This is a genomic window from Candidatus Clostridium eludens (genome assembly GCF_045310515.1).
GTDB lineage: Bacteria > Bacillota > Clostridia > Clostridiales > Clostridiaceae > Clostridium_B > Clostridium_B eludens.
On the sequence record NZ_JBJHZX010000001.1, the window covers coordinates 79,341 to 93,177 of the forward strand.

Sequence of the window (13,837 nt, forward strand, 5' to 3'; positions counted from 1 at the left end):
CTTTTATTTTGTTAAACACATTGTTAAGTACTAATTCAAAGTCTCTTATTTAAGCATTTAATTTTCATAGAAAAATAAGTTAGATAAATAAAAAAAGAGAACATCATTCAATAAAGAATATTTGTCCTCTGGTTTTCCAGTTAGATTATTATCAATTTGCATGTTTAGAAATTATGTATTTTAAAAATCGAACCCCTGACCTGCGGGCAGCGATTTGGATAGATACTGGATATAAATGGTTGGCTAGGGCTTTCTCAGCAGGGACTTTCATCCTATAAGTATAAAAGCATACTTATATTTCATTTTTCACATTCAATATATGCTATAGGAACATTAAAAACAACTTCGCCTTTTTTACTTGCAATATTATTTAATCTATTCTCCAAATTTAAAAAAACATTGTTCCAGTTATCTTCTTTGATTATTTCTTTCCAATCCTGTAAAAATGCTAACTTTATAAAATAATGATTAAAAAATGAACTGCCATCTATAAATCTCATAAAATAATTCTCTTGAATAATCTTTTTTACAGAAAAGTTATTCCTCTTTATAAGTGTTTCAATGTCTTCTATGGAGTATCTTTTCTTTATATGCTTGGCTAGATTTCTAATTTCGCTTTCTAATTTTAAATCTCTTAGAACTTCATCAAATATAGAGTAAAATTCATCAAAGTGTCCAAATAAATTAGTAGTAAAAATAAGTTTTCCTCCTGACTTTAATACCCTAAAACATTCTATAATAACTTCATCTGGATCTTGAAAATTATTTATGCCTAAATTAGATATTACCATATCTATATATTCATTACTAAAGGGCATATTCTCACCAACGCCTTTTATTAGTTCCACATTTTTTATTCTATACTGGTCCTTTTTTCTATTAGCTCTATCAATTGCTCTTTCCCATGGGTCAATTCCAAACACTTTACAACTTTCTCCCAACCTTTGTGCTAATTCAAACAGTGGAAAACCCGTTCCACAACCAATATCAACTATTATAGAATCTTTTTTAAGTGGAATATTGTTTAGTAAAAGTATTCCAAAAGGTGATGACCATAAAGGTAGTTCATCATAATAACAAACCATTTTATCATCAAAGTTTATTGTGTCATATAAAAATTCCAAAGTTAACATCCCCTTCATAATAACCTAAGAATCACTTGATATAAATTTTCTAACTTTCAAAATCAAATTATGCTTTTCACAAATTTCTCTGCACTTTATAATTTCAGCTTCCCCAATAACGTCAACTACAGTTAATCTTACATTCTTTAAATACTTTTGACAGCCTAAGGCAAATTTTAATACTGATTCATAAGATTTAATTCCAAATTTACTTTTAGTTATCTTCAAATATTCTTCAGCATTAGATGCATTTAAACTTATAGATACACTATCAATAGTTTTGGATAATAACGGTGCAACTTCTCTTTTATTTATTAAATCCCCTAATCCATTTGTGTTAATTCTTATATTTAAATCTTCTTTTTCTCTTTTTAGATATTTTGAAACTTCAAGTACTGCATACAAACGAGTTAATGGTTCTCCATATCCACAAAAAATCACTTCTTTACATCTTGATAAATCATGTTTTTTAAACTCATTTAAGACTTCCTGAACTGTTGGTTCAGATTTAAGCCATAAATTATTAAATTCCTTAATTTTATCTGAATTCCTGATGCAGAATGTACAAGCACACGGACATTTATTAGTTAAATTAACATAAATATTTTCTTGTATCGCCTTATCTTCTTCATAATTAGCATGATTTAAATTTACATGAACACCATTTTTATATGAATATAATATTGACATATTTTTACTCCCTTATTACAAAATGAAAAATAGATGTTGAATTTTATACATAAATTCATAAAAAGAGATTCATCATCCATTTTTCATTTTTCTTTTAATCTTCTTTTATATAGGTAAATGGATCCTTATCATACCATTCCTTTTTATAAGGAAGTGATTTGTTTTTTGAAATATTTTTATTAAATTGATTATTTTTGATTTTTCTATTTAATCTACAAGCAATTTCAAATACACCTGCATATCCCATATAAATATTAGTAGGTCCAAATAGCGGTAATATAGGCAATCCTTGTTTAGGAGTAATATTATTAATTCCGCTGTGAATTACAATTACATCTGGTTTTAATTTATTTACAATATTTACTTGTTCAAAGGGTTGTTGAGTTGCAACATTAAATACAATATCATCTATATTTTCGAGAGCCTCAAAGATTGGTTCTATAAATTCATCTATATGATGTCCTTTAAATCCAACAATCTCCATTCCTAAATCCTGTAATACTTCGGCAGTAGAAACTATCCTAATAGCCCCTCCTCCCAAATATACCCTTTTACCTTTAAGATTCTTTCTATATGGTTCAAGACTTTCATCAAGTAATTCATCTTCTTTTTTCAGGAAAGCTTCTGCTTCTTTTTCCAAACTGAAGTGCTTTGCAATTTTTAAAACCCATCGTGCCGTATTCTTTCTTCCAATTGGGATTGTATCAATTATAAAAGGAATTCCATATTCTTGTTCTATATATTTGATATAATAATCATCATGCGTTCCGCAAATACTTATGTTTAAAGAGTTCTCTAAAGAATATGCAAAATCTTTTGGTGCAGAATAACAGGGTATGAAAGTTACAGTTAGACCTATTGCATTTAACAATCTTTCTAATTCAAGTTCATCAGCTCTGCTCATAGATCCAACATTAAAAATATTAACACGTCTGGTAAGTAAATATCTTCTTCTTATTTCTTCAAAATCATCTTCAACTAAACGTTCTTCTCTGCCCACATCTTTCAGCAGCTTTTTCATTATCCCATTGTAAGCTGCATCATATGCCGTGGCCATTACTTTTGTTTTAAATCCCTCACAAGTAACAGGAACTAAAGTAGCTGCAACCTCTGATTGCAAATCAGAAAGTATGCTATCTATATCATCTCCAATTAATGCCGGAACACATCCACTTACTGCAATAATTATTTCTGGTCTAAATTCCTTATCAGCATAAATAATTGTATCTCTTAACTTTTTTTCTCCCCCGTTTATTACATCTGATTCATCCAGATTAGTACTTAACCATATTGTTCCTTCCGCTTTAGGATCTCTTAAACGCTTGAAACTAGAGCCTTGCCCAGCAGAGGCGTTAGTAGAAGCCCCGCATCCTAGTGGGGAATGCATTACAACAATAGCATTTCTTAATGTATTTAAGATTCCCAGACTTAATCCATATTGGCATCCATAGGTTTGAGAAAAGCTTCGATTTGCACCATTTAAACATCCCTTACTTAAACAGTTTTGCAAATTAGAGCATGTTCCTCCAAAGGCAATACCAGCTTTCAATCTTTCTTCACGTGGGGGTGCAGTTGTGCCTAATTCGATTTTCATATATTTTCCTCCTTATCTACCTGTAATCAATGAGCTCAGTATGTCTTCAGTAAGAGTTAATCCACCATTAAATCCAACATAGGATCTATTAAGAACAATTTTGTTTGTAATGGGATATGAAATTGTGACTAAAGGTGCATTTATGCTAGCTGCCAATTCCTTTTCAAAAATACTTCCTATAACCACAAGCGGTGCCATAGCCTCGTAATATCTTTGATTTTTGTTAGGCTCCCATACTTCTCGTAAATATCTTTTAATAGAGCTCGTATCAGAATCAAATTTAACTGTTGTCTTCAATCCTGATTCAAATTCTTTAAATTGTTCTTCTACTTTATCTTTTTCATTTTCATTTAATAGATCAGTAATCACAGCAAGCTCTGGCAGCCATCCTAGTTCATCCGATACAAAACGTGATAGGGACGGTGCGTAATTAGAATCACCCACTACAAGAGCATATCTTTGCAAATCTGCATCAGTATAAATATCTATGAATCTTTCAAAATAATCATAATAAATATTTCTTTCCTTTTCCAAGGCTTTATCTATTGTACTTTCTGATATATTAAAATGTTGTCCTATTTTTCTTATGAATCTTTCCGTTTGAATATATCCAATAGGGATTTGAGCTGTTATATATGGGATATTATGAACTTCCTCATATGCTTCTGCTGCTTTTTTTCCAAATACTTCTGAAAGCACAATGTTTAAACTTGCATTAGCTGAGTTTTTAATGTCATCAAGCTCTTCACCTTCTCCAAATAATGTATTAGCTTTTACACCTATAAGACTAAGGATACGTTTTATTTCTTTTAAATTACCTTTCCAAAATATATCTTGTCCAGGTACAATACCCAATATATTTACCTGATTTTCAGTTTTTTCTTTTTTTTGTTGAATATACTGTTTTACCAAACCTTCTAAAAGAAGGTCGTATCCATAATAAGAATTTCCTTTAAAACTTGGTGTTGGAACTGATATAACTGGTTTTTCAGCTCCAGCAAAATCTTTAACAACTGCTTCTACATCATCACCAATCATTTCTACCATGCATCCTGTTACAACAACATATATATCCCCATCCATTATTTCTAATGTATTTTCTATTTGCTCTTTCAATCTTTTTTCTCCACCAAAAACAATGTCCTTTTCTATTACATTTGTACTAGGCAAGGAGCTTGACCCACAATAACCTCCCCCTAAATAAGCTGAACCAGAATTAGTTGCATTGTATAAATTATGACCACACCCTGAAGATGCATGTATAATAGGTATTGCTCTAGAAATAGCTCTTAATGTAGATAGTGCACCTCCTAGTGCACATGAATATCGTGGTCTGTCAACAAACTTGCTCATTTTTCCTCCAATCTGCCCTTTGGCTGACTAATATTTTATAATTTAAAATTGTATTTTATCTATTCTATCAAAGAGATCCGTAGACAGATATCTCTCTCCTGTATCAGGCAATAGAACTACCACATTTTTTCCTTTAAATTCTGGACGTTTTGCAATTTGTGTAGCAGCAAAAGTTGCTGCACCTGACGAAAAACCTACTAATAATCCTTCTGTCCTAGCCAAATCTTGTGCAGTTTCAATTGCCTCTTCATTTCTAACCTTATATATTTCATCAATATTTTCGAATTTAACTAATTCTGGCACAAAATTTGCTCCTATCCCTTGCAGTTTGTGGGGACCAGGTACTCCTCCAGATAAAGCTGGCGAATCATACGGCTCTACTGCAATTATCTTTATATTAGGATTTTTTTCTTTTAATGCTTCACTAACCCCTGTAATTGTCCCGCCTGTTCCAACTCCTGCAACAAAAGCTGAAATCTCTCCCTCCAAATCATTCCAAATTTCAACTGCCGTTGTTTCTTTGTGTATTTTAGGATTCACTTCATTAAAAAACTGCTGAGGTTGAAATGAATTTTCAATTTGAAAAGAAAGTTCTTCTGCCCTTCTTATTGCGCCCTTCATTCCATCTTTTGCTGGTGTTAGTATCAATTCAACATTTAATGCTCTTAATAGCTTTTTACGTTCATCACTCATACTTTCAGGCATGGTTATGATAATATGATATCCTTTTGCAGCAGCTACAAACGCTAGACCAATTCCTGTATTACCACTTGTAGGTTCAATAATTACAGTATCTTTATTTATTAATCCTTTTTCTTCAGCATCTTCTATCATAGCTAGAGCAATGCGATCTTTAACTGAACTTAGAGGATTAAAATATTCCAGTTTTGCAATTAAATTACCCCTTATTTTTTTTTCTTTGTTATAATCAGTCAACTGTAACAATGGTGTATTTCCCACCAATTCAGTTAACTTTCTAGAAACTCTGCTCATGTAATCACTCCTACATAAAATTTATTAATATTGTTTATTATAAATGAAAGCTATCTGTAATTCCCTTTTTCATCTTTATCAACAAATCTTGCATTAAATAATCTGTCATTTAATATATTACTGTAGATATCTTCAATTAATCTTAATCCTCCGTTGTACCCAATATAGGTTTTATTTAAAATTAGGTTATTTGTAATTGGAATACTTAAATATGTTATTGGCGCCTCTATGTCTAATGCCAGATCATCCTCCCAATCACTTCCTAAAATTAAAGTTTTTCTTGGAATATTTTTATCCTTTCTAATTTGCTTTTCTATCTTTCCTCCATCAATTTCAAAAGTCACTTTATCTTTATATTCCCTATCTATATTTTCAAACTCTCTCCTTATTTTATCTGTATACCTTTCTGGAACATTATCTGTAATAAAAGCCTGCTTTGGTATGTATCCTAATTCATTTATTAAAAAATTACTTGCTCCTAAAGCATAGGTTGAATCCGCTATTGTATATAATTCATAAGGTAACCCATTTTTTATCTCTGTGAAAAAATCTGCTGCTCCTATAAAATATTTATAAAATCTCTTTTCTTTTTCTACAATTACTCGTTGAACTTTTTCTTTATCAATGTTTGCAAATTCTCCTACTTCTTTTAAGAATTTGCTGGTTGCTTTTGCTCCAACTGGTATTACAGGATAATGCATGTAGGGAGTATTATATTTACTTTTAAGTAATTTTGCCGTTTCTAACCCTACCCAAGGTGATAAAACTAAATTAAATTCCGCATTAGGAATATCTCTCCACTCACTTACTCCAGCACTTTCATATCCAAATAAAATATTCACCTCTAAACCTATGGAATTTAAAAGTTTTTTAATCTCTTGTAAATCTCCTCTCCAGTTTTGATTTTGAAATGGAACAACTGAAAAAACATTAACCACCCCCTTCCTCACCTTTGGTTCAACATCTCCAATTAATTGCTCTATTATTGCTTGCAGTACTAATTCATGTCCAAAATAATTATTTCCTTTAAATCCTCCTGTTTCAGCATTCACAATAGGATATCCTTCTTTTTTATATTTAGAAACTACAGCCTCAACATCATCCCCAACAATTTCTGATGTACAACCTGTTAAGACTACAAATAAATCTCCTTTTAATACCCTTAAACTACCGTCAATTGTTTCCCTTAATATCTCTTCTCCTCCAAATACAACTTCTTTTTCCCCAGAATTTGTACATGGTATATGACTTCCTCCTACATAACCTTCCCCCTGGTATCCAGATGAAGTTGTTAGAGCCCCATGGATTTTTGCACTGCATCCTGGACCACTATGAAGAATGGGAATTGCTCTTGGAATACCTAATACTGTTTGCTGTGCACCTAATGCACATGAATACCTTGGCTGTTCAATTATCTTGCTCATTACTTTTCTCCTTTTTCAAATATATATGGATCTTGTTTTAGCCACCAATCTGTATAGGGTATCTCAGAATGTTTTGCAATATTTTTAACGAGTTTTTTAGTTCGCAAGGTTTCGTAAATTTTATCTCCCAATTCAATTACCCCATCGTATGCAATTCCTAAATTTGCATCTGCTACCTGAAAAGAAGGAATTCCTAGTTTAGTTCCAATTGTTGAAATTTGACCATGTCTTACAACCAGTACATCCGGTTTTAAGACATTTAATATATTAATAAATTCATATGGCTGCTTATTACAAACAGTATAATTTTCAACATCTCCAGTGATCTTAACCATGTTTCCTATACTATTTACTTCACCATAATCATTGTCATATACTTGATCATGATGGAATCCAGTTGCCCCTACAACCTCCAATCCAAGGGATCTGCAGGAGCTTACAATACTATGTACAAAAGAATCTCCTGCTAAAATATACACTCTCTTACCCTCTAATTTACCTTTAAGGTAATCTAATCTGGGCTTTATTCTCTCATGTTCTTCTCTAATTACTTTTTCAACTAATTCTTCCCTATTGGTGATTCTTCCCAAATCCCTTAACCAAATATCTGTCCACTCTATTCCATAAGGTACAGGAGCCTTTATCTCAGGAACTCCAAATTCTTTTTCTAATGCTGCTGAAATATAAGTTCCAAGAGTTTCGCAAATATGGGTTGAAGCTACTGCAGCTGACATTTCCTCTAAATCTTGTACACTTGAAAATGGAAATAAATATTTAGGTTTTAATCCTATTTTACTTAGCACATCTGTAAAAGCATGGGTTCCTTGAAAGTTAAAAACATTAACTATATTCTCTGATTTTTTCTTTGCAGGTTTAACAAGTTTACGCAAGATACCATGAGCTGTAGCATCGAATCCAGTACTCCAAATTTTTGATTTAAATCCTTCGCAATATACTGGCACAATAGGAATTCCTAGCTCTTCTTCTAATTCATCAGCAACACTTTCAACATCTTCTCCTATAATTCCGGATACACAAGAAGTATTTACAAATATTGCTTTTGGATTAAATCTTTTCTTTGCTTCCCTTATACCTTTTCTTAACTTCTCATCACCACCGTAAATTGTATCCTTTTCTTCTAAATTTGTGCTAATAGCTTTTATATTATCTGATTTTAAACCTCTGTGAATTGTCCCTTGGTGACGCCCATCGTTAAACCCACTAAAATCACCTGCACAGCCTATTGGAGCGTGGTTCACTACTGCTGCATCTAAAATTATTGAATTTAATACAAATGCACATCCTGATGCACAGCTGCCACATTGATTGAAAATTCTACCTTTCATTTTAATCTTACATCCAAGTGACTTTTCATATAGTTCACTTGCTTTTCCATGGAAAGACAAGATAGAGCCAAGTCTCTGTTCTCTTGGTTCCACTTCCGGTAAATCCAAATTAATACCCATTTATTTATCACCTCTAAACTTTTTTATTAGTTTAAATATCACCTTTGATTCACCATCCTCTATTACCTTGGCCTTTATTTACCCGAACGCTACCATTGCTAACACCCCCATCGCACTCTGTGAAAGCGATTCACACAAAATTAAAAATTTTGGTTCTCTGCTTTTCTATCAAAGTGGAGGATAAGCACTGCTACGCGCCTGGATAAGTTCTGCTAAGATTCAGATGGAGAAGAGTATTCCTCATAAGCAAACTCCACCTGAACCTAAGAATCACTTGATTAATACCTTGTCAAAAAGAATTTATCTTCTGCTTTTTGATACGTTTTAATGATTTACGTTCATCACTTCTCTTGTAATACCTTATTATTGTTTTTAATGCTTCATCAAGTTTCATATTAATGCCAAACACAGAAATATTATTTCTTCCTAATTGCTTTTCTGATCCAGGCCCACATCTACTACATAACAAACATCTGCAATCAGAAATGGTTTCTATTTTTTTTTGATTCTTAGGATTAACGTGACCACAAGAATGTTCAGATGAACATGAACTACAACTTCCATTATTCTTTTGATTTTTCTCAACTAGCCTTTCTCCTAAATTCTCATAAGTCTCATCATCATTTACTTTTATTATGAAAAAAGAATTTGAAGCGCCAAAATGTTTATCAATGTTGACTCCATCTGTTGAAGCAACTGCAATATTATATCCCATTAATACCATCTCCTTATTTAAAATACTTATCATATCTAAATTTTTAAAGTATCTTGCCTGAAACTTAACATATCTTCTTTCCTGCTTTAATGTATTTAACACTCTTAAATTAAACATGTTAAAGATTAACTATATAATACATATAGAAACTCTAAAAATAGAAAAGGCTATATTTTTCATCAAGAAAAACATAGCCTCCAGTTTCCTAGTCAACTATTTTAATATAATTTACCATTTTATCGATATTTTCCATATCATGCAAACCTAAATTCTTTACTTTATTCTAACCTTTTTAAAAAAATCATTTTCTAAATAACAATAATAAAAAGACTATAATTCCCATATAAGAAAAATAGCCTCTGCTAACAAAAATAATTTAATAAGACTTCTACTTTTCTTATCTCTCAGAAGTATTAAAATACATCTGTAGGAATTGACACCGATACATAAATGTGGGTTGTCGGGCTTCACGGGGCCTATCCCTCCACCGCTCTTGATAAGAGTATGTTGTATTAAGTTTCAAACAATTGATTTTTTAAATACTTTCAATAATCGATCATATGCTTATTATATTAATTATACTTTATTATGTCAATACTAAATTTTATAAAAACTCATAGTAATTAAATTTACATTTCAAGTAAATATACTACTATATTCTCTGCAGCACGTAATATATGAAATATCCATTTCTAATAATCATACTCTGATTTAAATAAAAACCCCGGCGTTCGCCAGGGCTTTTTATCTAAAAGTGTTTCAACTAGTATTTAAAACATACCTTATATTCTGATTAAGTTTAAATTACTTTCTATATACTATATACAACTACTCCATAAATAGTTACAAAATTATACTTATTCCATTGATGCTTTTAAAGCTTCACTCATAGAGATTTTATATATCTTTTTTCTATTTAAAGCTTTGGATAACTCATAAGTTAGATAAACTACTACAAACCCCACAATAACATAAGAATAATTAATCGTTATTGGTATTGCCAACTTAATACTTTCTGTTAATGATCTGAACAATAGGTCCATAGATGCCAGAATAAGTGGTATGCCTATAATATATCCAACTATAATAATTATGGAAGAGCTGTTTAAAATCAATGAATTTATTTCTTTTCTCCTATATCCTAAAATTTTCATCAAAGATATGTTCATTTTATTTTCCTCAATTATAAGAGATGTTACCACATAAATAACGATAAGCCCAATAATAAACGACATAGAAGCTATAACTCCTATGGTTACCTGCAGAGGCTGCATAGTTGCATTAAAAGCCTTTATAGAATCATCAAACATCCGGGAACTATATAATAACTTTTCAGGAATATTCAGTTTAACCTTACTCCATAACCCAATGTAGCTTCCCGCAGGAAGTCCAAGCATGCTGTTAAATTGTGAAATAGGCATAAAAATATATTCCCCTGCATAAGTTTCTGCAATATTGGCAGCAGTTATTTCATATTCCCTTGAGTCAATTTTATTCACAACTCTAATTGTATCACCAGGCATAACTTTTAATTTTGCTGCTAGCGGTTTAGTAATAATAACCTTGTCTTTATTTAACTCTGCTCCTGTGTTATCTTTAAGTGAAATATATTTTGAATAAGAATTAATTCCACAGACTTCAAAAGTTGTATTCCTATTTGATTTTAATATAAACATAGCTGCAGAAAAAGTTTCTGCACTTGAAGGTACCTGGTCCTGGCGAAGAGAATTATATACATACTCGTACTGAAACTTAAAAGTGTTTTTTAAGCTGTCTTTCATTAAATAATCTAAAGAACTTTTTGCTGTAAAACCAAAAAGTAAAAGCATAGTGGCAAGAATTACTCCAAATAACAGGAATATGAGCCTTGGTAAGCTTCTGACCTGCTCTCTTATTTTAAATTTTGTTGAGAATTTTAATTTATCTAATGTAAGCTTTCGTTCAATAAAGCCTATTTTGTTATTCTTCCTTCCACCTTTCATCAATTCTACCGGAGAATATTGCAATTGCCTATTTAAAATAAAGTACCCACTGATACACTGAAATAATATTGGCAGTAGTAAACTTATACCAATATATTTAAAATTAAAACTCATTGAGTCTATAGGTATGTTAAAATAAGACACCATAATACCAACCATGGGTTTCACTAACACAGCTCCTAATATACTTCCTAATATACTTCCTGTTAACCCTATCCACAGTGGATATAAAAGATAATGCTTTTTAATTTCCTTTCTTCTATAGCCCAGAGAATAAAGAGTTCCAATAATAACCGATTCCCTTTTAAGCAGCCTCCACATGACTATACCTGTCAATATGCAAGTAAGAAACAATATAATCAAAGGCACAGAAGAGCTTATTTTACTAATACCTTGAATCTTAGTATTAACAAAAGTTATTCTATTGTTTTCACCAGCATCAGTCCATTGAGTAATAATAATGTCTTTACCTTTTAAGTAGTTTCTAAACTGCAGTGATTGATTATATATACTAGTACTATTTGAATTAAATTTTATTGAATAAAAGTTATTTCCTTCATTAAATTTATGGAAATCATCCTTACTAATAACTGCAATTCCAAAGCTATCTGGATTACTCATTATATCACTTTGGGATTTTAATGGATAAATATAATTGGGAAGCGACATAAATCCAGCTATTTTAAAAGATTTATTAAATATGTGTATTTCATTTCCCACTTTTAATTTATTGGTTCTAGCAAAAGCAGGATCTATAAGAATATCATTTCCGCTTAACTTCTTGCCTTCTATAATTGCAGGAATATTAACTTTTGTATTCTCACTAAATATTCTTAAAATCTTATCCTTTGAAATCTGATAATCAAAAGTATTACATTCTTCAATACTGGCATTGAATTTTGATTCCAAATTATTTATATCATTCAATTTATTATTTGTTACGAAACTGGCATCTTCCTGCACATAATTTTTTTCAAAGGAAGATGTCATACCAGCCATGTTCGTTGAAAGTTGATTTAACATGGTATAGAGCATGCAGCTTATTATAATCAACATTATAGAGCCAATATACTGAGACTTGTTTTCCATTATGGTTCTTTTAATCTTTTTATTAATAATCATTACCACTCAATCCTTTCTGCCGGAATAACTGTTTCATTGATTATTTCCTTAACTACCTCTCCGCTTCTGATTCTATAAACTCTACTGGCCATAGCACTTATAGCTGTATTATGAGTAATCATAAGTATGGTAGTATTAAAATTTATATTTACCTGCTGCAACAACTTTAAAATTTCTCTAGAAGTATCATAATCAAGTGCTCCTGTAGGTTCATCACACAAAAGAAGCTTTGGATTTTTAACAATAGCCCTGGCAATTGAAACCCTCTGCTGCTCTCCGCCACTTAATTCTCTTGGAAATCTATACTTCTTATCCTGTAACCCCACTGCCCCTAAAACTTCATCTGTATTTAACGGTGCTTTACTGATATTTGAAACAACCTCTATATTCTCACCTACAGTAAGATTAGGTATCAAATTGTAGAGTTGAAAAACAAATCCTACATGCTCCCTTCTGTAATCCGTGATTTCAGAGTCTTTTAGATCGGCAATATTAATTCCGTCCACAATTACCCTACCTGAATCACATCGGTCTATACCCCCTAAAATGTTCATTATGGTAGATTTACCTGAACCAGAAGGTCCAAGAATAACTCCAATTTCACCCTTATCCAGTCTCATATTTATTTTTTTTAAAACTTCAATGTTAATTTCTCCTGTTTTATAGCTCTTTTTTAAATTTTCCACATTTATGAACACTATTTTACCCCCATTCCATTTTTTAAAAGTTCCATCATAGCCTTAATATCATTTTCATATGTTTCAAAATCCTCATATATAATATCCGTTCCCTTATTTCTTGCTTTCTTAAGCATACTCTCCTTTATTTTCATAGATGCACCAGTCAAAAATAAAGAAAGTATACTGTCATCTATGTCTTTTCTTATGCTGCCATTATTTTTTCCTTCTTGAATCAATTTTAGTACATAGTCATCCATTATATCCATCATGGCAGTTATAGATTCATCCGTCATGCTACTATATTTCCCAAGAAAAACATCCTGTATGAAAATCACAATATCCTTTTCTTCTCTAAACTGTATCAATATCTCTTTTGAACTTTCATAAAAGTAATCAAAAATATTAGTATCTTTGGGCATAATATATCTATTATATTTTTTTAAAAGAAGATCTACCGACCAGTTCACTGAGTACAAAAATAATTCTTTCTTATTCTTAAAATATTGATATATACTCCCTTTTGCAATCCCGGCATTTTTAGCAATATTTCCAATATTACCTTTTTCAAAACCATATTTTAAGAATTCATCTATTGCAGCTCTCATTACACTTTCCTGTTTTTCTTCATTTAAATTAAAAAATGTATTCTTTGGCAATTGGTCATCCCTCTTTCCATTAATTTATCTAATCTTCA

General features: G+C 31.1%; 11 protein-coding genes and 1 riboswitch. All 11 genes read right to left on the reverse strand.

Annotated elements, in window-relative coordinates; all coding sequences use genetic code 11:
• Positions 1-299: 299 nt before the first annotated feature.
• A complete protein-coding gene (locus ACJDU8_RS00340; RefSeq protein ID WP_406790166.1) occupies positions 300-1,124 on the reverse strand; it encodes a class I SAM-dependent methyltransferase in 825 nt (274 codons plus the stop codon).
• 24 nt (positions 1,125-1,148) lie between these two features.
• The gene (locus ACJDU8_RS00345; protein WP_406790167.1) at positions 1,149-1,814 is read right to left on the reverse strand and encodes a TatD family nuclease-associated radical SAM protein; all 666 of its coding nucleotides are present in this window, start codon (positions 1,812-1,814) and stop codon (positions 1,149-1,151) included.
• Positions 1,815-1,908: 94 nt separating this feature from the next.
• Positions 1,909-3,408 carry a nitrogenase component 1 gene (locus ACJDU8_RS00350; RefSeq protein ID WP_406790168.1) on the reverse strand — a complete coding sequence of 500 codons (1,500 nt, stop codon included), beginning with the start codon at positions 3,406-3,408 and terminating at the stop codon, positions 1,909-1,911.
• 12 nt (positions 3,409-3,420) lie between these two features.
• Positions 3,421-4,761 carry a nitrogenase component 1 gene (locus tag ACJDU8_RS00355; RefSeq protein ID WP_406790169.1) on the reverse strand — a complete coding sequence of 447 codons (1,341 nt, stop codon included), beginning with the start codon at positions 4,759-4,761 and terminating at the stop codon, positions 3,421-3,423.
• Positions 4,762-4,803: 42 nt separating this feature from the next.
• Complete coding sequence (gene cysK, locus ACJDU8_RS00360; RefSeq protein WP_406790170.1) at positions 4,804-5,754, reverse strand: cysteine synthase A; 951 nt, start codon at positions 5,752-5,754, stop codon at positions 4,804-4,806.
• Between the two features lie 50 nt (positions 5,755-5,804).
• A complete protein-coding gene (locus tag ACJDU8_RS00365; protein ID WP_406790171.1) occupies positions 5,805-7,178 on the reverse strand; it encodes a nitrogenase component 1 in 1,374 nt (457 codons plus the stop codon).
• Positions 7,178-8,644, reverse strand: a complete 1,467-nt coding sequence (locus tag ACJDU8_RS00370) for a nitrogenase component 1 (RefSeq protein WP_406790172.1) — start codon at positions 8,642-8,644, stop codon at positions 7,178-7,180. The genes ACJDU8_RS00365 and ACJDU8_RS00370 overlap by 1 nt, the downstream gene beginning before the upstream one ends.
• Before the next feature lie 289 nt (positions 8,645-8,933).
• Positions 8,934-9,476 (reverse strand): NifB/NifX family molybdenum-iron cluster-binding protein, encoded by a 543-nt coding sequence (locus ACJDU8_RS00375; protein ID WP_406790173.1) that lies wholly within the window; start codon positions 9,474-9,476, stop codon positions 8,934-8,936.
• Between the two features lie 277 nt (positions 9,477-9,753).
• A riboswitch (SAM riboswitch) is annotated at positions 9,754-9,862 on the reverse strand.
• A 354-nt stretch (positions 9,863-10,216) separates the two neighbouring features.
• Positions 10,217-12,463, reverse strand: a complete 2,247-nt coding sequence (locus tag ACJDU8_RS00380; RefSeq protein ID WP_406790174.1) for an ABC transporter permease — start codon at positions 12,461-12,463, stop codon at positions 10,217-10,219.
• Positions 12,463-13,161, reverse strand: coding sequence for an ABC transporter ATP-binding protein (locus ACJDU8_RS00385; protein WP_406790175.1), 699 nt, complete (start codon positions 13,159-13,161; stop codon positions 12,463-12,465). Before ACJDU8_RS00385 ends, ACJDU8_RS00380 begins: the two co-directional genes overlap by 1 nt.
• The gene (locus ACJDU8_RS00390; protein ID WP_406790176.1) at positions 13,161-13,799 is read right to left on the reverse strand and encodes a TetR/AcrR family transcriptional regulator; all 639 of its coding nucleotides are present in this window, start codon (positions 13,797-13,799) and stop codon (positions 13,161-13,163) included. The genes ACJDU8_RS00385 and ACJDU8_RS00390 overlap by 1 nt, the downstream gene beginning before the upstream one ends.
• Between the last annotated feature and the right edge of the window lie 38 nt (positions 13,800-13,837).